Here is a 22,018-nt window from a genome sequence, read left to right as displayed (position 1 = left end):
CTTCCCATTCCGAACAGAGAAGTTAAGCCCAACCACGTCGATGGTACTGCGTAAAAGTGGGAGAGTAGATAGCCGCCGTTTTAAAAGCGAAAGCGAAGTGAAGAGGAGTTAGTTCAAACGAACTGACTCCTTTTCTGTTTGTAGGGTGGATGTGTGGAAACTATGGATAGAGAATACAAAAAAGAGCCGACAGTCTGGGAAAACCGTCGGCTCTTTTTATGGAAATACTTACGTTATTTCTTAATATTGTCTTTCCAGAATCCAAGCATCCTGGAAGTTGGGAGCGTATTTAGCTTTGATAGCATCGCGGCTGTCAGCAGCATCTGCTTTATCATTGAAGCTGGCAACGATAACACGCAGCATACCTTGTTCGTTTTCTCCTAAAACTGCGTTATATCCGTCATTTTGCATACGTTCTTTCAGAGCATAAGCGTTTGTTTTGTTTTTAAAACTACCGATGACAACACTGAAACGTTTCAGTCTGGTAGCGTCTTCACCTTGTGCGGCATTAATTCTTTCTGCACGTGTGCTGACATTGGAAGTTCTCGGTTTTGACACCGGAGTTACTTCTTCAACCACTTCTGCCTCTTCAACCACTTCTACCGGAGCTGTTGATTCTTTTTCCTTTGCTTGTTCGTAAGCTGCCTTATACGCACTCTGTTTAGGTTTACAAGACCCCATTGCTAAAACCATACATATGGAGGCTCCAAATAACCAAATCTTATTCATACTGTTCAGTTCTTAAATTAATAGGACAAAGATATAAATTATATTTTGTACTTTCGTACCCAAAACACAATATATTATAAACTACATGAATAAATCTATCGGAACAATGGTTTATGGCAACATCCTTATTATTTGGAGCTTGTAGTAATAAAGATGTAAACGTTAACGTGGACGTAAAGGTAAAAGCGGAAAATATTATCGGACGTTCGGATATTCAGATTAAAGACGGACGGATGACTCCGGAAGCTTTGTGGGCAATGGGACGTATCGGGGGAATGAATGTTTCGCCGGATGGGAAAAAGGTTGTATATACTGTAGCCTATTACAGTGTACCGGAAAACAGAAGTAATCGCGAAGTCTTTGTTATGAATGCAGACGGGACGGATAACAAGCAGATTACAAAAACAGCTTATTCCGAAAATGAAGCTGTCTGGATTAAAGGAGGAACCAAGATTGCATTCCTCTGTAACGAAAGCGGTAGCAGTCAGCTTTGGGAGATGGATCCGGACGGAAGCCACCGTAAACAGTTATCTAAATATGATGGCGATATCGAAGGCTTTGCCTTCTCTCCGGACGAAAAGAAAGTCTTGTTTATCTCACAGGTAAAAACGGTGAAAAGCACAGCTGACAAATATCCGGATTTGGATAAGGCAACTGGTATCATTGTAACGGATTTAATGTACAAACACTGGGATGAATGGGTGACAACAGCTCCGCATCCTTTTGTAGCTGATTTCGACGGAAAGGCAATCAGTAACCCTGTCGACATCATGGAGGGCGAACCGTTTGAAAGCCCGTTGAAGCCGTTTGGCGGCATTGAACAACTGGCGTGGAATACGACCTCCGATAAGGTTGCCTATACGAGCCGTAAGAAGACAGGCAAGGAATATGCACTGTCCACTAATTCGGATATTTATGTATATGACCTGAAGACCAAGCAGACTACCAATATCAGCGAGGGTATTATGGGTTATGACACCAATCCTCAATATTCTCCTGACGGCAAGTATATTGCCTGGCAGAGTATGGAACGCGACGGGTATGAATCTGATCAGAACCGTCTGATGGTGATGAATCTGGAAACAGGTGAAAAGACTTTTGTCAGCAAAGATTTTGATTCCAATGTAGACGGCTTTGTCTGGAGTGCAGACGCAAAGACTCTTTATTTCACGGGTGTATGGCATGGTGAAGCGCAGGTCTATAAGATCGATCTGACGGATGGCAACAAGATTACTCCGCTTACATCCGGTATGTACGATTATGCTGGCGTTGCCTTTTAGGCGAGAATAAGCTGATTGCACAGCGTCACTCATTGAGCATGGGAGATGAAATCTATTCAATCGATTTGGCTGATAACAACAAAGTCACTCAGTTGACAACCGAAAATAAGCAGATCTACGATCAACTGGCAATCGGCAAGGTCGAAGGTCGCTGGATGAAGACAACCGATGGCAAGCAGATGCTTACGTGGGTGATCTATCCGCCTCATTTCGATCCGAACAAGAAGTATCCGACTTTGCTGTTCTGTGAGGGTGGTCCGCAAAGCCCGGTAAGCCAGTTCTGGTCTTATCGCTGGAATATGCAGATTATGGCAGCCAACGATTATATTGTGGTAGCTCCGAACCGTCGTGGTCTTCCGGGCTTCGGCATGGAATGGAACGAACAGATCAGTGGCGACTATGGCGGCCAGTGTATGAAAGACTATTTTACGGCTATCGACGAGATGGCAAAAGAACCGTTTGTAGACAAAGACCGCTTAGGTTGCGTGGGGGCAAGCTTCGGAGGATTCTCCGTTTACTGGCTGGCAGGTCATCACGACAAACGTTTCAAGGTGTTTATCGCTCACGACGGTATATTCAATATGGAAATGCAATATCTGGAAACAGAAGAAATGTGGTTTGCCAACTGGGATATGGGAGGCGCTTATTGGGAAAAGCAGAATGCTACGGCACAGCGCACGTTTGCCAATTCACCGCATTTGTTTGTAGACAAATGGGATACCCCGATCCTCTGCATTCATGGCGAGAAAGACTATCGTATCCTGGCTAATCAGGGAATGGCAGCCTTTAATGCGGCTGTCCTTCGCGGTGTGCCGGCCGAATTGCTGATCTATCCGGATGAAAACCACTGGGTATTAAAACCGCAAAATGGCGTGCTCTGGCAGCGTACTTTCTTTGAATGGTTGGATATGTGGCTGAAGAAATAAGAGCTTCTGAGGAATAATAAAAAAGGATGTGTCACTTCACTTTGAAGTACACATCCTTTTTTGTTTTTATCAGGCAATTGTGATTTCCGGATCCAAATATACATCTTGTATGGTATGCAGCAATTCCACCCCGTCTTTCATCGGGCGCTGGAACGCCTTACGTCCGCTGATCAGCCCCATGCCGCCGGCCCGTTTGTTGACTACGGCAGTAAAGACGGCATCTTTCAAATCGGAAGCCCCGTGGGATTCTCCACCGGAATTGATCAGGCCGACGCGTCCCATGTAGTTGTTTGCAACCTGGTAACGGCAAAGGTCGATCGGATGTTCTGTGGCCAGTTCCGTGTACATTTTCTGGTGGATCTTCCCGAATTTGATAGCTGTAAATCCACCGTTGTTTTCCGGTAGCTTTTGCTTTACAATGTCTGCTTTGATCGTGACACCCAGGTGATTAGCCTGTCCTGTCAGGTCGGCAGCTGCATGGTAGTCCACATTATCTTTCTTAAATTCGTTGTTACGCAGGTAGCACCATAAAACAGTTGCCATTCCTAACTCATGCGCATATTCGAAGGCTTCGGAGACTTCGATCAATTGTCTTCTGCTCTCACCCGAACCAAAGTAAATGGTTGCGCCGACAGCGGCAGCCCCCATGTTCCAGGCCTCTTTAACTGTGCCGAACATAATCTGGTTGTATGAATTAGGATAAGTCAGCAGTTCATTATGATTCAGCTTTACCAGGAAGGGGATCTTGTGTGCATATTTGCGTGCGACAGAGCCTAAAATCCCGAAAGTGGAAGCGATGGCATTACAACCGCCCTCGATTGCCAGTTTGACAATATTTTCAGGATCGAAATAGATCGGATTCGGAGCGAATGAAGCGCCTGCCGTATGTTCGATATCCTGGTCTACCGGCAGGATGGAGACATATCCCGTATTTGCCAGTCTTCCGTTACCTAACAACCGTTGGAGGTTGTTCAATGTCTGGATGTTTCTATCCGAATTGATCCATATATCGTCTATGACAGACGGGGATGGAGTATGTATAAGCGATTTGTCGATTGTTTTGCATGTGTGCTGCAGCAAGAACTCGCCCTCTTCGCCCAGCAAGTTGATAATCTTAGATGTATCCATAATATATAAGTTTTTGAAATTATAACATTGGGCGCCGGAGATAAGTTTCATAGTTTTTATCAATTAACAGATAGAATAAATTTATCAGCTTTTGTGCGGTATGTTTTCGAATGTTTCCATACATTTGCAAAGAACAAATAACGAGTGTTACAAGTATTTTACGATTATACAACCAATAAAAATTTTACAAAGATGAAAAAGAAATGGATTTGCACAGTTTGCGGTTATGTACATGAAGGTGATGAAGCTCCTGAATTCTGTCCTCAATGCAAACAGCCGAAGAGCAAATTTAAAGAATTAGTAGAAACAACCGGTGCATTGACTTTTGCCGATGAACACGTGATCGGTGTTGCTAAAGGTTGTGATGAAGAAATGATTAAAGACCTGAACGCTCATTTTATGGGCGAATGTACGGAAGTCGGGATGTATCTGGCTATGAGTCGTCAGGCTGATCGTGAAGGCTATCCTGAAGTAGCTGAAGCTTTCAAACGCTATGCTTGGGAAGAAGCAGAGCACGCTGCAAAGTTTGCAGAGCTGTTGGGTGATGTCGTTTGGGACACAAAGACTAACCTGGAAAAACGTAAAGACGCAGAATGCGGCGCTTGCGAAGATAAGAAACGTATTGCCACTCGTGCAAAACAGCTGAATCTGGATGCAATTCATGATACTGTTCATGAAATGTGTAAAGACGAAGCCCGTCACGGTAAAGGATTTGAAGGTTTATATAACCGTTATTTCAAATAATTCGCAAATTCGTTAACAAGCGGAAGGGTGTTCTTTTAGGAGAATACCCTTTTTCTATGTGAAAAAAACGCGCATTAAAGGACAATGATATTAAATTTTCCCTACATTTGTAGTCGCAAATGACGACCGAAGGAAAGCTGCCAGAGTGGTCGATCGGGCCGCACTCGAAATGCGGTGTACGGGTAACTGTACCGGGGGTTCGAATCCCTCGCTTTCCGCTTGAAAGAGGATGCGTCTCACGAGATGCATCCTCTTTTTTGTTCGTCGGTATCCTTTTTTAGAGGCCGATATGGAATTGACAATTTCTCAAATACAATTCATACAAGAACATGCAGCCGACGATTTGACGCGCTTGTTACTTTCCGCATCTAAATATCCGGAGATAGATATGCCTTTTGTGGTAGACCAGATTGCAGCCCGGAGGCAAATCCGGGAAAAACTGCCGTCGTGGTATGGGAACGCGCAATTGGTTTTTCCGGCCAAGATAGCTGCGGAACAGTGTTCTTCCGAACAGACAGCGGCTTATAAACAGCGTTTGGCGGATGAAGACTGGACGATGTGTGACCTGACAGGCGGGTTGGGTATCGACAGCTATTTCTTTTCCCGTAAGGTGAATCACCTGACCTATATCGAGCGTTTTCCTGCTTATTGCGAAGCGGCGCGGCATAATTTCTCCGTATTGGGAGCCGATAATATTACAGTTGTAAATGCGGATACCACACATTATATTGATAAACTGCCCGTGGTTGACGCTTTCTATATCGATCCGGCCCGGCGGGGAGAAAGCAATAAGCGGGTATTTGCCTTGCAGGACTGTGAGCCGGATCTCCCCGGATTATTGCCGGATTTATTGAAACGCTCTCCCCGTGTCATTGCGAAACTCTCCCCGATGGCGGATATACAAATGACGTTGGACCTGTTGTCAGGGACAACGGCAGTACATGTTCTTTCGGTCAGGAACGAATGTAAGGAACTGCTTTTTGTGGTGGAACGGGAGGTCGAAGATACTGTCCCGGTTATCCATTGCGTTAACTTTGCCCCGGATGGAACGGAATCATCTTTCTCTTTTACATTGGAGGAGGAACGCAGCGCCGGATTGCAGCCGACCGGTCAGGTTTTCGGATATTTATACGAACCAAATGCCTCTGTCCTGAAAGCAGGCGCTTTCAAGCAGATTGCCCTTCGGATGGGAGTGAAGAAATTGCATATCAGCAGCCATCTGTACACTTCGGAACAGTTGGTCGCTGATTTTCCCGGCCGCATATTCCGGGTAGACGAAGTCTTTCCATTTACCGGCAAACTCTGTAAGAACCTTTCCAAGCTCATCCCGCAAGCCAATATAACCGTGCGCAACTTCCCTCTTTCCGTAGAAGAATTGCGCAAACGCACAAAAATCACCGACGGCGGCTCCATCTATCTGTTTGCAACAACGTTGGCAAACGGGGAGAAGATTTTAGTACGTGGAACACGATTGTTTGGCTCTGATTTAAGGGACTAAAGAATATAAATCAAAGAAAAGCAAAGTTGTTCTGTCCGTCGTATTTGTTTTATCTTCCTGCCGGATATATTCGAAACCATTCTTTAAGTAGAAAGGGACAGCCCCTTGGAGTGCATCGACAGTTATGAAGCTACATCCGGTTCGGTTTTCAGTAATAAACATCTTCTTAATGAAGTTCAGGATATCAGATCCTAAATGGTCATGTTGGTATTATTAAAATTTAAACGTTAGCATCTTTTGTATTCGTTCGAAACCTGCATTCATCTCTTCGATTTCTTTAGGGGATGCTTTCTTATGTTTTTCCATTTTTGCAATGAAGTTAACCGCGTCATCTCCTTTAAGAATCGGGGTTTGTTTAATTTGTCTGGCCATAATTTAGATGTTTATTTGGTTATCGATGCAAATGTAGATATAAATAATTTATAATCAAAATGTTTACTAAGTGAATAACATTAACACCAACTGTGCCGAAATCACACGGATAAACATCGAGAGAGGATAGACGGTGGCATAAGATACGGAGGGTTCGTCGCCTTCGACGGTCGTATTGGCATAATTCAATGCCATCGGATTTGCCATGCTGCCGCAGAGCATACCGATATTATGCGCGTAATCCAACTTGAAGAACCGGGAGGCCATGATACCGACGATCAAAACCGGAACGATTGTCAACAGGAAACCCAGTCCGACCCACAGCAAACCTTCCGCCCGGAAAACCGTTTCGAAGAAATGTGCGCCTGAATCGATCCCTAATCCGGCCAGGTAAATAATGATTCCCAACTGGCGTAACATCAGGTTGGCGCTCATCGTCGTGTAAGTCGTCAGATGGAGGCGCGGACCGAATGACCCCATCAGGATACCGACAATAATCGGACCGCCGGCAATACCGAGTTTGACAGGAGTACTCATGCCCGGAAGCGTGATCGGCAAAGCTCCCAACAGCATACCCAATGTGATGCCGATAAAGACTGCCAGCAGATTCGGGTTTTTTAACCGTTTGATCTCGTCACCCAATATTTTCCCAACCGTATTTACCGAGTTCGCCTCACCGACAATCGTCAGACGGTCGCCGATCTGCAAACGCAGGTCCGGAGAGGCCAACAGGTCGATACCGGCACGGTTTACGCGTGTGATATTGATCCCATACAGGTTACGGAGGCGGAGGGACCCTAATTTAACCCCGTTTACCCGGTTGCGGGTTACGGCGATACGACGGGATATCAGCTGGCTGTCGATTGCGTTCCAGTCGATATCCGCCTTGTTCCAGTCCACATTCTCCTGTTCACCGAAAAGAACTTTAATATTTTCTACGTCCGATTTGACGGAGATAATCAGCAGATGGTCATGCTCGTGAAGCAATGTGTCCGATGTCGGGATGCTTACTTTGCCGTTTCGCCAGATGCGTGAAATGACAAAATGCTTATCCGTCAGCTTCATGATGTCTTTGATGCTTTTTTCATAGATGGCAGGGTTGCTTACCTGGAATTCAGCTACATAGGTGGTCGTGTCTCTCTGTTCCTTCTGGTCTTTCTGTTCCTTATTGGCAAACATCGCTTTCAGGATAATGATGGCAAGGATAACGCCGACCACACCGAGCGGATAAGCAACGGCACAGGCCAACGCCATATCAGTCACCCCCTTTGTGTTGCCCGGATCTATCTGCAACAACGCTTGTTGGGCGGCACCCAGCGCAGGCGTATTGGTTACGGCTCCACATAACAGTCCCACCATGTTGGAGAGGGAAACGCCGGTCGTCCAGTGCAGCCCTACAGTCATGGCCAGTCCCAGCACGATAACGCCTAACCCCATCATATTCATGGCTACACCTCCTTTTTTCAGGGAGGAGAAGAAACCCGGACCTACCTGTAATCCCAAGGCATAGACAAAGAGGATCAATCCGAAACTCTGTGCGAAATAGAGCATGTCTTTATTGACGACAATGCCTAAATGCCCGGCCAGGATACCTGCAAAGAATACGAATGTTATCCCCAGCGAAATGCCGAATATCTTGATCCTGCCTAAATATAACCCGACTGCAGAAACCAGCGAGATCATAATAACAGCCTGAATCATTGTAGGCTCCAAAAAAGCCTCTTGTAACCAATCCATAAAATCCCTTGTTTATTGACGGCACAAAGATATGACAATAATTCGTGTGGAAAAAATATTTATATTTCAGTGACATCGATATCGGATGTTGAGCCTGGATGAAAAAAGCACTCATTGAGGGATTATATATTTAAATCTTAGTAATTCGGATTTAGCTATTGAAGAATAATACTTATCTTGTCAGTCCAATCCGTTTTATTGGCACTCATGTGGATTATGATAGTATTGATGCTAAAAATGTTTAGATATGGCAAAGATTCAGAATGAAACAGTTTATAAAGCTACAATGGAAAGAATAGAAGAACTTCTTCCTTTAGTTGACGATGATACACCATTGACTGATAAGAATCTGATAGAGCTCGATTTGTTGTCAGGTCTTGTGGAAGAGTATGAAGATGAATATTTTCCAATAAAGGCACCTTCTTTAGTAGATGTGATAAAATTGCGGATGTATGAGATGGGAATAAACCAAGCTAAATTATCAGATCTGCTTGGAGTTAGTCCTTCTCGTATTAGTGACTATCTTACAGGAAGGTGTGAACCAACATTGAAGGTTGCCCGGGAGTTGAGCCGAAAGCTGGATATTGATGCAAACATTGTGTTGGGAGTTTAATTTCTTTGAATAGATGAATCGCGATTTGTTCCCTCTTTTGGGTGCAAATAGGAAATCTTTTTATCAAGGTCTTCTAACTTAATAATTACAATAACCCCCATTTCGGACGTTTTTCTATTTCGTCTGAAATCTTGATCGATTTTGGATTGACTCTTTTCACGTTTTAAACTCCCCTTTCTAACAATAGGAAAAATGAGGTGCGCAGCCCGTTTCGAAAAGCGTGCAATTTGTTTGCCAGAAACCGGAAACGCCGGCAAAGTGATAAACCTTAACTCCCGGAGAATCGAATATTTGAAAATAAAACGGACGGCGTCCCAAATATCTCAAGGAAATTCAGGTGCTTTTTTTGCCCTAAAGACGGTCCTCTTTCCAATTACGACCGTCCAAATCGCCATTACGACCGTGCTAATCTTCGCGAGGTGCCGAGTGCACTACATATTAGCACGCGTAATGGCAAAGAGGACGGTCGTAATTTGGGAAAACACTCAAAAAAGAGGAAAAAGTCCCTTTTTGAGGTCAAAAAAGCGGATTAACATTTGTTTTGTTTCGGATGTCTTTCGAGCCGGGAAAATACGTTTTATACAATAAGCCCCCCCGAACACTCGTCGACGGCAGAGATAATTCCATCTACCGGAAAAGCGGTTTCGTCTATAATGGGAAAAGGGCTTTATTACCAAGTGTATCTTCGCCGCATAATCATAAAAAAATATACTTATGCTCCGTACAATTTTATTCATTCTTATCACCCTCCTATTCACAACAACAACTACCGGGATATATTCTTCGGCGAGTACATCGCAAAGATGGGTAAAAAGTGATAAGTCGTCCTTTGATATCCGATAGATTTCCTTATATTTGTCAATCCATTAACAATAAACAATCTTAGCTATGGAATTACAACTAATACAACAAAAGATTTTCGAGATCAGGGGATATAGAGTGATGATAGACTTTCATCTTGCCGAACTATATGAAGTTGAAAACAGAGCTCTAAAACAAGCTGTTCGCCGAAATATGGACCGGTTTCCTCCGGATTTTATGTTCCAGTTAACAAATAAAGAGGCTAACGAAATGATACACATAGGGGTATCACAATCTGTGATACCCCCCAATTACAATTTAGGGAGTAGTCTACCTTTCGCTTTTACCGAACAGGGAGTAGCGATGTTGTCTTCTATCCTAAAAAGCAAAAAAGCAATTGAAATCAATATCGGCATCATGCGGGCCTTTGTCATGCTTCGCGAACTGACAACTGGCTATGCGGAAATAAAAAAGCAACTGGATCAATTTATGCTTGATACAAACCTTCAGATCGCTGATATCTATGATATATTAAACGAAATGGCATCCAAACAAAAACAATTGGATAAACCACGCAACCCTGTAGGATTTGTCATCCCGAAAAAATAAAGTATTATCTTTGCAGCATGGGAAAGAATAAATTAGCAAAGTTTGACGACATGGCGGCTTATCCCCATGTATTTCAATATCCGTTTGCCGTACTTCAGGAAAAGGGTTTCGAGCTGAAAGGGCACTGGCATGAACGGTTCTTTAAGAATAACAATCCTATCGTGCTTGAACTCGGTTGCGGGAAAGGCGAATATACGGTCGGGCTCGGCAGATTGTTTCCGGAGAAGAACTTTATCGGTGTCGATATCAAAGGCGCACGTATGTGGACGGGAGCGAAAGAATCGCTTGAAGCAGGCATGACGAACGTGGCGTTCCTGCGCACCAGCATCGAACTGATCGCCAGCTTTTTTGCAGCCGGAGAGGTGGCCGAGATATGGCTGACCTTCCCTGATCCGCAAATGAAAAAGGTGAACAAACGCCTTACCTCCACCCGCTTTATGAAGATGTACCGCGAGATACTGGCCGGCGACGGCATCGTCCACCTGAAAACAGACAGCAACTTCATGTACACCTACACCGCGGAAATGGTAAAGGCGAACCACTATCCAGTACTGTTCAGCACCGACGACCTCTATCATTCGGACCTGGTAGACGATATCCTCTCCATCAAAACGTATTACGAACAGCAATGGCTGGATCGCGGCCTGAACATCAAATACATCAAGTTTGTTTGTGAAGAACGGGAGCAACTGGTCGAACCGGAAGTGGAGATCGAATACGATCCCTACCGCAGTTTCAACCGCAGCAAGCGGAGCGCATTAGCCTCCGGCAAATAAAGTATAATTTATAACTCATAATTCATAATTCCCAACATGGCAATATATCCCAAACTAATCATGGACGCACTGGCAAAGGTGCGTTACCCGGGAACAGGGAAAGACCTGGTTTCAATGGGCATGGTAGAAGACAACATACGGATTGACGGCAATAAGGTGAGCTTCTCACTCCTTTTCGAGAAGCCGAACGATCCGTTTATCAAGTCGGTGGTCAAAGCAGCCGAAACAGCGATCCTCACGTATGTAGGCGAAGAGGTCGAGATCAAAGGCAATATCACCGTAGAGGCTAAACAGTTAGCGCGTCCTGAACCGGACAAGCTGCTGCCGGAAGTCAAGAACATCATTGCCGTATCTTCCGGCAAGGGAGGCGTAGGTAAAAGTACGGTTGCAGCAAACCTGGCTGTCGCATTGGCCTTGCAAGCTATAAGGTCGGGTTGTTGGATGCCGATATCTTCGGCCCTTCACAGCCTAAGATGTTCAATGTGGAAGAAGCCCGCCCCTATATGGTGGAAGTGGGTAACCGCGAACTGATCGAACCGGCAGCCAACTACGGAGTGAAGCTACTCTCCATCGGTTTCTTCGTCAATAAGGAAGATGCCGTTCTGTGGCGCGGCGCAATGGCAAGCAATGCGCTGAAACAGTTGATCGGCGATGCCAACTGGGGCGACCTGGATTATTTCCTGATCGACCTGCCACCGGGAACAAGCGATATACACCTGACAATGGTACAGACACTGGCGATCACCGGCGCCATCGTAGTCAGCACGCCGCAGGAAGTCGCGCTGGCAGACGCCCGCAAAGGGATCAGCATGTTTATGGGAGAAAAGATCAACGTGCCGGTATTGGGCCTGGTCGAAAACATGTCTTGGTTCACGCCTGCCGAACTGCCGGAAAACAAATATTACCTGTTCGGAAAGGAAGGCGGCAAACGCTTAGCTGAAGAACTGAACATCCCGTTGTTAGGGCAGATTCCTATCGTACAGAGCATCTGTGAAGGAGGCGACAACGGCAAGCCCGTTGCCCTCAATCCGGACAGCATCACAGGCAGAGCATTCCAGGAATTGGCAGAAAACGTTGTCAAGCAAATCGACTATCGCAACGAACATCTGGACCCAACACAGCGGGTGGTTGTGACAAAGAAATGAAAGGAATTGTGAATTATGAATTATGACGACAAGCGGTATTAATTCATAATTCACAATTCATAATTCAAAGAGTGTAGCGCCTAAGGAAGGCGACAGTCCGGTGTATCTCCGGATACATGATAATATCCTCGTCTATAAACGGGACTTCTTTGCGATAAGCCTTCAGGAACTTTTCCAATATCGGGGATGTGCGTGCCGGGCGGCGGAACTCGATGCCCTGTGCGGCGTTCATCAGCTCGATAGCGAGGATATGATCCAGGTTATCCATAATCTTAAAGAGCTTGGTCGCGGCATTCGCTCCCATGCTCACATGGTCTTCCTGCCCGTTGCTCGACACGATCGAGTCACTGCTGGCAGCATAGCAGTACATCTTGTTCTGGCTCACCATGCTGGCAGCCGCATACTGCGGGATCATGAAGCCGGAGTTGAGACCAGGATTCGCCACCAGAAATTCGGGCAAGCCGCGAAGCCCCATGATCAACTGTGCCACACGGCGTTCGGAGATATTCCCTAACTCGGCAAGTGCGATTGCCAGGAAATCGAACGAGATAGCCAACGGCTGGCCATGAAAGTTACCTCCGGAGATAATCTTGTCCTCTTCCGGGAAGATTGTCGGATTGTCGGTCACGGAATTAATCTCGGTTAGCAGCACACCGGAGACATAACGGATCGCATCTTTCGTCGCCCCATGTACCTGCGGGATGCAGCGGAACGAATACGGGTCCTGCACATGCTCCTTCGGCCGACCGATCAGTTCGCTGCCCTCCAATATCTTACGGAAAGCGTCGCCCGTCTCGATCTGTCCCGGATGAGGGCGCATCTGCTGGATGCAATCCATAAACGGATCGATCGTCCGTCGAAAGCCTCGAGCGACAAAGCAGCGATCAGATCCGCCCGCTTCGATACGGCAAAAGCGCGCATCAGGGCAAACACTCCGTTAGCACTCATAAACTGCGTGCCGTTCAACAGGGCTAACCCCTCTTTACTCTTCAGTTTGACCGGTTTCCAGGCGAACTCGTCCAAGACACTGATCGCTTCCCTTTTCTTTCCTTTATAATAAACATCCCCCACTCCGATAAGCGGAAGGAATAGATTTGCCAAAGGAGCCAGGTCGCCGGATGCACCGAGCGAGCCCCGGTCATAGACGATCGGGAGCACGTCATTATTAAAGAAGTCGAGTATGCGCTGCACCGTTATCACCTGTACGCCGCTATGCCCCAACGACAGGGCATGCGCCTTCAACAGCATCATCAGGCGGACAATCACCGGACTCACCTCGTCGCCCACACTGCAAGCATGGCTCTTCACCAGATTCTCCTGCAAGGTGCTGAGTTCGTCGGGCGAAATGTTTTTGTTGCACAGAGAACCGAAGCCCGTCGTAATGCCGTACAAGGGTTCGCGCTGCGTCTCGATCTTCCGGTCCAGATAATCGCGACAGCGCTGGATGCGCTCCTTCACTTCCGGGGTCAGTTCCAGCTTCATATTTCCGGTCAGTATCTCTTCGATACGTTCGAACGTCAGCGGCTCTGCTCCCACATAATGTACATTTCCCATAATTTTCAATTTTCAATTCTCAATTTTCAATTCCTCTCTCACCCAATCCAGCAACTTCTTCTCGATCCGGATCGCCTCCGCTTCCAGATGGTCGGCCTTCTCAGACATCCGTTTGACAAACTCTTCATCCTGAATGGATGTAAGGTTGATACGGACATTCAGCAAGGCACCCAGTACGCAGGTTCGCGCCGCCATCATCGCCACACAGGCGTCTGTCACGGCATTCCGGTTACCTTTATGGGCTACATATATAATCGTTTCCATCACCGATCCAACCTCTTCTGCCACTTGCATCGGAACCATTGCGGCCTCTTTCGTGGCATCCTGGATCACCCGGCTGCGTTCAGCCTTTTCTTCCTCCGTCTCTTTCGGGAGTTTGAAAGCAGCGAACACGCGATCATAAGCCTCGCTGTCGCGATCGATATCACGGATCAAGCGTTCACGGATAATGGCCGCTTCCGTCGCTATTGTCTTCATCTGGCCTTCCACATCGGCATATTTCTTCTTACCGATCGTCAGGTTTGCCACCATCTCTGTCAGCGCTGTTGCGATTGCCCCGTTAAGGGCTGAGATACTTCCGCCACCCGGAACCGGTGCGCTACCTGCCGTTTCGGCCAGGAATCCTTTAATTGTCAATTCTGCAAGCATTGTGTTTTTATTTAAGATTAAACATTTTATCCTATTTTCATTTCATTGGTAAATGATGATTTAATACCAATTCTATCATACGATATAAAGAACACCGTCTTTGATCACTGTATCTACCAGGTTCATGCCTACATGATAAGGCAAAAACTTATAAGAAGGGAACTTCAGCAGAATCATATCCGCTTTCTTTCCCACATCGATACTACCGATCTTCTTGGCCCGTCCCAAAGCAGCCGCTCCGTTAATCGTAAGTGCGGTCAAAGCTTCTTCGGGAGAAAGCTTCATTTGGATGCACGCCAGAGCAAACAATAGCGGGATCGAACAGGAGAAACAGCTTCCGGGGTTCAGGTCGGAAGCCAACGCAACGGCACAGCCGGCATCTATCATCTGCCGTCCCGGGGCATACGGTTCGTTCAGCGAGAAGGCGGTAAGCGGCAACAATGTCGCAATCGTGCCGGAACGCGCCAACCGCTTGATGCCGTTATCAGAGATGTGCAACAGATGATCGGCACTGACGACTTTCAACCGGGCAGCCAGCTCGGCTCCTCCGAAAGAGACGATCTCATCGGCATGGAGCTTCAGTTTGAAACGGTGTGTACGGGCTGCGTTCAGCAGACGTTCGCTTTGCTCGATCGAGAAAACGCCCTGTTCGCAAAAGACATCGCAGAAAGTCACGGAATGTTCTTCGCGGATATGCGGCAACACTTCTTCTATTATGTAATCGACATACGCATCCGTGCGTCCTGCAAATTCGGGAGGAACAGCATGCGCCCCTAAAAAAGTAGAGACAACATCCAGCGGATGTTCGTCGTTCAGTTCCTTCATGATCCGGAGCTGGATAAGCTCAGTCGCCAGGTCCAAGCCGTATCCGCTCTTCCCTTCGACGGTGGTCACGCCCATATCCATCATCGTGTCGAGACGATCGTACGCATCCCCGAAGAGGTCGTCGTAACTGGCCTGTCTGGTGGCGTTCATCGTATTGACGATACCGCCGCCCCGCTCCATAATCGACATATAGCTATCGCCTTTCATCCGCCAGGAGAACTCTTCTTCGCGATAACCGCCAAAGACGAAATGCGTATGGCTGTCCACAAAGCCGGGAAGCAGCGCACGTCCGGAAGCGTCTACCTCTAGATACTCCGACGCATCGATCTGTTTCATGACCTCTTCGGTCGGCCCTACGTGCGTGATCAGACCACCCGAGACGGCTACCGCCCCGTCTTCAATCACACCGACATCGGACATGGCCGCGCCTTTCTTCGCCTCGAATCCGGAACAGGTCACCACCTGCGAGGCGTTTCGTATCAATATCTTTTCGTCGTCCATACCTATTCCATTATTCTGGCTTCCAACACCTGATTCATTGAAAAGTCTTCCAGTCCCAAATAGTAGGAAGCCGTGTCGATCAACGCTTCCATCGGGACCAGTCCGATAATCTCGCTTCCGACAACCGGAACCCCGTAACGGCGGGCTTCGATGCGCACCAGCTCGAAAGCACGGTAAAGAGCCGTGCGGGTATAGTCGGTCATGTTGATCGAAACCTGCACGATGCCGCGTTCCTTCAGCTCCACTCCCATCGCCTTGCAATAGCGGAGGCCGCCACCGATAAAACGTATCTTCTTTGCAATACTGCTTGCTATTTCTAAATTTGCCGTACCTAAATTGACGTTGTAAGCCACTAACGGCATACGGGCGCCGATCGCAACTGTTCCGGCTGTCGGATGCCGTTCGGCAGGGCCAAAATCGGGTTTCCATTCCGGCAACCTGATCTTCTCTACCATTCCCTCGAACTCCCCTTTACGGATAGCCGCCAAGTTCTCACGGTGGGGAGCCGAAGCGGATTTCTCATAGAGGAAGACAGGAACATGATAGAGGGCGGCGACCTTCTCGCCAACTTCCTTAGAGAGTGCAATCGCTTCGTCCATCGTACAGCCCCGGATCGGGATGAAAGGAACGACATCGACCGCTCCCATCCGGGGATGCTGCCCGGAATGTTTCGTCAGGTCTATCAGTTCCACGGCCTGCCCGACTGCTTCCAACAGGGCGTCCTTCAAGGCTTCCGGCTCGCCGACTACTGTCACAACCAAGCGGTTGTGATCTTCGTCGTTGCTATAATCCAATAGCTTTACACCGGCTTTGGCGCGAAACTTGTCTACTATCTTCTCTATTTTCGCCAGATCTCTTCCCTCACTGAAGTTGGGGACACATTCCATTATTTTGCTCCAAGTACTCATGATTTGTGTTTTAAAGAGGTACGTACAATATGTTGAATTAAATCTTCTTTCGGGATAAAAGGCAAGGTGATATGATAACCGCCGTCATACTTCTCATTAAAGGCGGCACTGGTGGACAGGGCATTCGCATTACGGGCCCACGAACGGCGTGCCACGCCTCCCATCACATCCCAGATCATGGCGGAACGGAGTATTTCATCCACCCGCCCGCTTCCGTCGAGCACCATACCGAAACCACCGTTTATCGCCTTTCCGATGCCAACCCCGCCGCCGTTATGGAGGGCGACAAGGCTCATACCTCGCGCCGCATTCCCGGCAAAGCATTGCACAGCCATATCGGCCATGACGTTGCTGCCGTCGTATATGTTGGATGTTTCCCGGAAAGGCGAATCCGTCCCGCTCACATCATGATGGTCGCGTCCGAGCATAATCGGCCCCACTTCGCCATCGCGCACCATGCGGTTGAAGCGAAGGGCGATATTCAGTCTTCCTTCGGCATCCTGGTAAAGAATGCGTGCCTGGGTGCCGACTACCAAGCGGTTCTTCTCGGCATCGCGAATCCAGTTGTAGTTGTCCAGATCCTGTCCGCGCCGGGTCGGGTCGATACAATCCATTGCGGCATGGTCGGTCTTCACCAGATCCTCATGCTTTCCGCTCAGGCAAACCCAGCGGAAAGGCCCGTAACCGTAGTCGAACAGCTCCGGTCCCATAATATCCTCGACGTATGAAGGCCAGATAAAGCCGTCCTTCTCATCCACGCCGTTGCGGGAGATTTCCGTCACTCCGGCATCGTAAATCGCTTTCATAAACGAGTTGCCGTAGTCGAAGAAGTAAGTGCCGCGCCCCACAAGCTTCCGGATCACCTCGAAATGGCGGCGGAGGGAAGCGTCGACCAGCGAGCAGAACTTATCCTGATCGTGTGAAAGCAATTCCGTACGCTCGGCAAAAGAGATTCCGGCAGGACAATAGCCGCCTTCGTAAACGGCATGACAGGAAGTCTGGTCACTTAGCAGGTCGATCCGGACAGACTGCGCCTCGGCATATTCCAACAGGTCTACGATATTGCCATGATAGGCAACGGATATCGGTTCTTTCGCCTGCATCGCCTCCTGCGCCATGCGGAAAGCTTCCGCTTTATCGGCGGTTACATACTGCACCCAGCCTTGCGAGTGGCGGGTTTCTATGCGGGAACTGTCTACTTCTGCAATGATACTGGCAGCGCCGGCAATGACAGCCGCTTTCGGTTGTGCGCCACTCATGCCGCCAAGGCCGGAAGAGACAAAGAGATGTCCGCGCAAATCCTGATCCTGCGGAATGCCTAACTTCTTACGTCCGGCATTCAACAGCGTATTGAATGTACCGTGCACGATCCCCTGCGGACCGATATACATCCAACCGCCCGCCGTCATCTGTCCGTAGTTGGCGACTCCCATCTGGGCGGCGACATGCCAGTCTTTCTGGTTGTCGAACATACCGACCATCATCGAGTTGGTGATAATGACACGCGGAGCGTCCGGCCGTGAACGGAACAATCCCAACGGATGCCCGGACTCGATCACAAGCGTCTGCTCGTTCGTCAGTATTTCAAGATATTGTTTGATCAGGCGGTACTGCATCCAGTTCTGGCAGACCTGCCCCGTCTCGCCATACGTAACCAGTTCATACGGATAAAGGGCGATGTCGAAACAAAGATTGTTGTCGATCATCACCTGAAAGGCTTTTCCTTCCAGGCAATTTCCTTTGTATTGATCTATGGGTTTTGCTTTCAGGTCGCCTTGCGGCCGGTAACGGTATCCGTAGATTCGGCCACGGGTCAGCAATTCTTCCATAAACTCGGGAGCCAGCGTTTCATGCAACTCTTCCGGAATGTAACGGAGTGCATTCTTCAAAGCAGTCTCTGTCTGTGCAGGCGTAAGTGAATAGCCGCGATCGGGGGCGCGGCGAATACCGGCGATAAAAGAAGGATAATCCGGCAATTGGTTACTCAGGCGTACTTCCATAACATAATCTTTTAAGGTGTTGCTTACAATATGTAAGCAATTATCAATGTAAGAGGCCTACAAGATAATCATTCTCTTTCATCTTGCCAACCGGGCACCTTATGTTTAGAAGCACAAAAAAAGGCCGTTCCCCGAAAGGAACAGCCTTTTTATATCGAATCACAACAAATTCTTATTTACCAGCCTCAGCAGCCGCTTTCTTATTGATCTTTTTCTTCTGCAATTCGTAAGCGATAGGAGTTGCTACGAACAGAGTAGAATATGTACCGATAATGATACCCAACAAGATGGCAAACGTAAAGCTACGGATTGTAGCACCACCGAGGATGAAGATACACAACACAACCACCAACGTTGTCAATGATGTATTGAACGTACGACACAGAGTAGAGTTCAAAGCGTCGTTGATCACCTGGTAGCGGTCGCGTTTCGGATACAGACCGATCGTTTCACGGATACGGTCGAATACAACCACGGTATCGTTGATAGAGTAACCGATAATCGTCAGGATAGCCGCGATAAACGTCTGGTCAACCTCCATAGAGAACGGCAATACCTTCCAAAGCAATGTGTAGAATGAAATGATACACAAAGTTGTTACAGCTACGGAAGCGAATGCACCTACAGAGAAAGAGATGTCGCGGAAACGAAGCAAGATATAAGCAGCCATACAGATCATGGCAAAGATAACTGCCAGGATAGCCGCATTCTTGATATCGTCAGCCATGCTCGGTCCTACTTTCTGAGAGCTCTGGATATACTGGCCGGTGAACTGATCCAGTGTCGTTCCTGCCGGAAGCAGTGACTTAACGCCTTCGAACAATTTTGTTTCGATTTCCTGGTCAACCGACGGGTCGCTGTCATCAATCTTATAGTTGGTAGATACACGAACCTGATCCGGAGTACCGATCTGGATAACGCTAACGGAACCGTCCAACTGTGCGTCCAGCATATCACGGACTTCATCAGTCTTCACATCCTGGTCGAAACGAACTACATAGTTACGTCCACCCGTGAAGTCGATACCGTTGTTCAAACCGATCGTCGACATGGAGATAGCCCCTAAAACGATGATACCGGCAGGAATCAGATAACCCACCTTGCGAGCTGCCAGGAAGTTGATCTTCGGATTCGTCAACAGATCTTTTGTGATAGAGGTTGTAAATGTCACATTCTTCAGTTTGTCTTTAGCCAACAGTGCTTCGTAAACGATACGAGTCAGGAAGACTGCTGTCAGGAAAGAAGCAACCAAACCGATAATCATTGTCGTAGCGAAACCGCGGATAGGACCTGTACCGAAGTAGAACAATACAATACCTGTGATAATGGATGTCAAGTTTGAGTCGAAGATAGCGGAGAAGGCGTTACCGTAACCATCGGCAATAGCTTTGCCCAATGACTTGCCGGCACGAAGTTCTTCTTTTGTACGTTCGTAGATCAACACGTTTGCATCGACCGCCATACCTAACGTCAACACCATACCGGCGATACCCGGCAGAGTAAGAACAGCCTGGAAAGATGCAAGGATACCCATCGTGAAGAAGATGTTCAACACCAGAGCACCGTCGGCAATCAGACCCGGAATGATTCCGTAGAATGCGCACATATAAATCATCAACAGGATCAAAGCCAATGCAAATGAAATAACACCGGCGTTAATAGCTTCCTGTCCTAAAGAAGGACCGACAACGTCTTCCTGTACGATCTGTACGGAAGCAGCCATCTTACCGGACTTCAACACGTTTGCCAAGTCCTTCGCTTCTTCCGGAGTAAAGTGACCGGTAATCTGAGAACGTCCGCCGGTGATTTCCACCTGTACGTTCGGAGCAGAATAAACCATATCATCCAGAACGATAGCGACAGCCTTGCCGATATTTTCTTTTGTCAGACGGGCCCATGCTTTGGCACCTTCTGCGTTCATCGTCATACTAACCTGCTGTTCCGAACGACCTGCCTGCTGAACAAAGTCGGCGTTGGCATCCGTAACAACGTCACCACCTAAGGCAGGCGTTCCGTCACGGTTAGTCATCTTGATAGCATATAAGTAGAAATACTGTTCTTTTTCGTCAAGCGCCTTAACACCCCATTTCAAAGAAAGGTTACGCGGCAGGATATCTTTTACCTGCTTCATGTTCAGGTATTCATTGATCTTGGCAATATCCTTCTTGTCAGCGATACCGACAACCGGACCAGAAGCCAACTGACCGTTATACTGGTTGATCTGCAAAAGTGCGAACAACGGATGCTGTTTTGCAAATTCCTCCCGGCTCAAGGCAGCTTGTGTTTCAGGTTTATCTTCACCGATCTTAGCCAACAAAGAGTCTGCGTCGTTAGTTGTTTCAGCAGGGGCGGCTGTTGTTGTTTCCGTTGTTTCAGCAGCGACAGCGTCTGTGCTTTCCGTAGCAGCAGCAGAATCTTCTGATTTCAGGACAGTTGCCAATACGTTATCGGCAGCAACCAACTGCTGGTAGATTTCCGGCAAGTTATATGTTTCCCAGAATTCCAGGTTTGCGCTACCCTGTAACAATTTACGTACACGTTCCGGTTCTTTTACACCCGGAAGTTCAACCAGAATACGACCGGCTGTTTCCAGACGCTGGATGTTCGGAGATACAACACCGAAACGGTCGATACGGGTACGCAATACGTTAAATGAATTATCGATAGCGCTCTTCAGTTCGTCCTTCAACACAGAGACAACCTGTGCATCCGTACTCTGGGGAGTGATTTTATCTTTCAATTCGAAAGTACTGAATATGGCGGATAAACGGGCGCCATTATCTAACTTCTTATACTCTTCTGCAAACAGATCAATGAAGTCCTTCTGACTTGTTGCCTGGTGCGCATAGGCCAAATCCAATGCTTTGTTGAAGTTCTCATCCTGGTTGTTGTTTGAAAGCGAGCGAATCACATCGGCCACATTCAACTCCAGAACGACGTTCATACCGCCCTTCAAGTCAAGTCCTAAACTGATTTCCATTTCACGGCACTGCTTGAGCGTATAGCCCAGCCACACCTTCTGAGTAGATAACGAGTCCAAATAAGAACTCTCTTTCACCGGATCTCCACCTGCATACTCAGCGGCTTTACTGTTGTAGTGTCTTGTCACAAACGAGAATGACAGATAAAACAGACAGACAAGCGTAAGTAACACCGCAAAGACCTTTACAAATCCTTTGTTTTGCATTTGAATCTTATGTTTATGTTATTATTCGTTTTTTCAC

The 22,018-nt window shown here is 47.5% G+C and carries 14 protein-coding genes, 1 tRNA gene and 3 pseudogenes; 8 read left to right on the top strand and 10 right to left on the bottom strand.

Annotated elements, in window-relative coordinates:
* Nucleotides 1-240: 240 nt before the first annotated feature.
* Nucleotides 241-729: an SPOR domain-containing protein gene (locus DW083_RS05200; protein ID WP_115501408.1), complete on the bottom strand. Its 489-nt coding sequence runs from the start codon at nt 727-729 to the stop codon at nt 241-243.
* Nucleotides 730-814: 85 nt separating this feature from the next.
* On the opposite strand from DW083_RS05200, the pseudogene DW083_RS05195 reads away from it, so the two are divergent.
* Nucleotides 815-2,935: pseudogene (locus DW083_RS05195) on the top strand (prolyl oligopeptidase family serine peptidase).
* 69 nt (nt 2,936-3,004) lie between these two features.
* Here the strand turns inward: DW083_RS05195 and DW083_RS05190 are convergent.
* Nucleotides 3,005-4,063: a class I fructose-bisphosphate aldolase gene (locus tag DW083_RS05190; RefSeq protein ID WP_122331678.1), complete on the bottom strand. Its 1,059-nt coding sequence runs from the start codon at nt 4,061-4,063 to the stop codon at nt 3,005-3,007.
* A gap of 192 nt (nt 4,064-4,255) precedes the next feature.
* Between DW083_RS05190 and DW083_RS05185 the strand changes: the two genes are divergently transcribed.
* The 3 genes from DW083_RS05185 to DW083_RS05175 all read left to right on the top strand — a co-directional run bounded on the left by DW083_RS05185 (nt 4,256) and on the right by DW083_RS05175 (nt 6,305).
* Nucleotides 4,256-4,807 (top strand): NADH peroxidase, encoded by a 552-nt coding sequence (locus DW083_RS05185; RefSeq protein ID WP_115501409.1) that lies wholly within the window; start codon nt 4,256-4,258, stop codon nt 4,805-4,807.
* A 131-nt stretch (nt 4,808-4,938) separates the two neighbouring features.
* Nucleotides 4,939-5,025: transfer RNA gene (locus DW083_RS05180), tRNA-Ser, on the top strand.
* A 71-nt stretch (nt 5,026-5,096) separates the two neighbouring features.
* The gene (locus DW083_RS05175) at nt 5,097-6,305 is read left to right on the top strand and encodes a class I SAM-dependent methyltransferase (RefSeq protein ID WP_122331677.1); all 1,209 of its coding nucleotides are present in this window, start codon (nt 5,097-5,099) and stop codon (nt 6,303-6,305) included.
* Between the two features lie 213 nt (nt 6,306-6,518).
* On the opposite strand, the gene DW083_RS22085 is transcribed toward DW083_RS05175, so the two are convergent.
* On the bottom strand, nt 6,519-6,677 hold the full coding sequence (locus tag DW083_RS22085; protein ID WP_158543402.1) for a hypothetical protein: 159 nt from the start codon (nt 6,675-6,677) through the stop codon (nt 6,519-6,521).
* 66 nt (nt 6,678-6,743) lie between these two features.
* A complete protein-coding gene (locus DW083_RS05170; RefSeq protein ID WP_122331672.1) occupies nt 6,744-8,414 on the bottom strand; it encodes a putative transporter in 1,671 nt (556 codons plus the stop codon).
* 247 nt (nt 8,415-8,661) lie between these two features.
* Between DW083_RS05170 and DW083_RS05165 the strand changes: the two genes are divergently transcribed.
* The 4 genes and pseudogenes from DW083_RS05165 to DW083_RS05145 all read left to right on the top strand — a co-directional run bounded on the left by DW083_RS05165 (nt 8,662) and on the right by DW083_RS05145 (nt 12,358).
* A complete protein-coding gene (locus DW083_RS05165; protein WP_122331671.1) occupies nt 8,662-9,027 on the top strand; it encodes a type II toxin-antitoxin system HigA family antitoxin in 366 nt (121 codons plus the stop codon).
* A gap of 888 nt (nt 9,028-9,915) precedes the next feature.
* Nucleotides 9,916-10,437: an ORF6N domain-containing protein gene (locus DW083_RS05155; protein ID WP_115499192.1), complete on the top strand. Its 522-nt coding sequence runs from the start codon at nt 9,916-9,918 to the stop codon at nt 10,435-10,437.
* Nucleotides 10,438-10,454: 17 nt separating this feature from the next.
* Entirely contained in the window at nt 10,455-11,213 is a 759-nt protein-coding gene (gene trmB / locus DW083_RS05150) for a tRNA (guanosine(46)-N7)-methyltransferase TrmB (protein WP_122331669.1), read from the top strand.
* A 36-nt stretch (nt 11,214-11,249) separates the two neighbouring features.
* Nucleotides 11,250-12,358 (top strand): annotated as a pseudogene (locus DW083_RS05145) (Mrp/NBP35 family ATP-binding protein).
* 64 nt (nt 12,359-12,422) lie between these two features.
* Here the strand turns inward: DW083_RS05145 and hutH are convergent.
* From hutH to secDF, 6 genes and pseudogenes are all read right to left on the bottom strand, one after another.
* A pseudogene (hutH, locus tag DW083_RS05140) lies at nt 12,423-13,912 on the bottom strand (histidine ammonia-lyase).
* A gap of 12 nt (nt 13,913-13,924) precedes the next feature.
* On the bottom strand, nt 13,925-14,560 hold the full coding sequence (locus DW083_RS05135) for a cyclodeaminase/cyclohydrolase family protein (protein ID WP_122331668.1): 636 nt from the start codon (nt 14,558-14,560) through the stop codon (nt 13,925-13,927).
* Nucleotides 14,561-14,635: 75 nt separating this feature from the next.
* On the bottom strand, nt 14,636-15,886 hold the full coding sequence (gene hutI / locus DW083_RS05130) for an imidazolonepropionase (RefSeq protein WP_122331667.1): 1,251 nt from the start codon (nt 15,884-15,886) through the stop codon (nt 14,636-14,638).
* 2 nt (nt 15,887-15,888) lie between these two features.
* A complete protein-coding gene (ftcD, locus tag DW083_RS05125) occupies nt 15,889-16,794 on the bottom strand; it encodes a glutamate formimidoyltransferase (protein WP_122331666.1) in 906 nt (301 codons plus the stop codon).
* The gene (locus DW083_RS05120; protein WP_122331665.1) at nt 16,791-18,794 is read right to left on the bottom strand and encodes a urocanate hydratase; all 2,004 of its coding nucleotides are present in this window, start codon (nt 18,792-18,794) and stop codon (nt 16,791-16,793) included. The genes ftcD and DW083_RS05120 overlap by 4 nt, the downstream gene beginning before the upstream one ends.
* A gap of 172 nt (nt 18,795-18,966) precedes the next feature.
* Entirely contained in the window at nt 18,967-21,981 is a 3,015-nt protein-coding gene (gene secDF / locus DW083_RS05115) for a protein translocase subunit SecDF (RefSeq protein WP_122331664.1), read from the bottom strand.
* Nucleotides 21,982-22,018: the final 37 nt, after the last annotated feature.

Origin of the sequence: Parabacteroides sp. AF48-14, from assembly GCF_003477465.1 — a bacterium.
Lineage (GTDB): Bacteria > Bacteroidota > Bacteroidia > Bacteroidales > Tannerellaceae > Parabacteroides > Parabacteroides acidifaciens.
This window is presented reverse-complemented; position numbering and strand designations above follow the sequence as displayed.

Coding starts and splice junctions, on each gene's coding strand:
- DW083_RS05200 (WP_115501408.1), bottom strand. CDS start 729: ATGAATAAGATTTGGTTATTTGGAGCCTCCATATGTATGGTTTTAGCA.
- DW083_RS05190 (WP_122331678.1), bottom strand. CDS start 4,063: ATGGATACATCTAAGATTATCAACTTGCTGGGCGAAGAGGGCGAGTTC.
- DW083_RS05185 (WP_115501409.1), top strand. CDS start 4,256: ATGAAAAAGAAATGGATTTGCACAGTTTGCGGTTATGTACATGAAGGT.
- DW083_RS05175 (WP_122331677.1), top strand. CDS start 5,097: ATGGAATTGACAATTTCTCAAATACAATTCATACAAGAACATGCAGCC.
- DW083_RS22085 (WP_158543402.1), bottom strand. CDS start 6,677: ATGGCCAGACAAATTAAACAAACCCCGATTCTTAAAGGAGATGACGCG.
- DW083_RS05170 (WP_122331672.1), bottom strand. CDS start 8,414: ATGGATTGGTTACAAGAGGCTTTTTTGGAGCCTACAATGATTCAGGCT.
- DW083_RS05165 (WP_122331671.1), top strand. CDS start 8,662: ATGGCAAAGATTCAGAATGAAACAGTTTATAAAGCTACAATGGAAAGA.
- DW083_RS05155 (WP_115499192.1), top strand. CDS start 9,916: ATGGAATTACAACTAATACAACAAAAGATTTTCGAGATCAGGGGATAT.
- trmB (WP_122331669.1), top strand. CDS start 10,455: ATGGGAAAGAATAAATTAGCAAAGTTTGACGACATGGCGGCTTATCCC.
- DW083_RS05135 (WP_122331668.1), bottom strand. CDS start 14,560: ATGCTTGCAGAATTGACAATTAAAGGATTCCTGGCCGAAACGGCAGGT.
- hutI (WP_122331667.1), bottom strand. CDS start 15,886: ATGGACGACGAAAAGATATTGATACGAAACGCCTCGCAGGTGGTGACC.
- ftcD (WP_122331666.1), bottom strand. CDS start 16,794: ATGAGTACTTGGAGCAAAATAATGGAATGTGTCCCCAACTTCAGTGAG.
- DW083_RS05120 (WP_122331665.1), bottom strand. CDS start 18,794: ATGGAAGTACGCCTGAGTAACCAATTGCCGGATTATCCTTCTTTTATC.
- secDF (WP_122331664.1), bottom strand. CDS start 21,981: ATGCAAAACAAAGGATTTGTAAAGGTCTTTGCGGTGTTACTTACGCTT.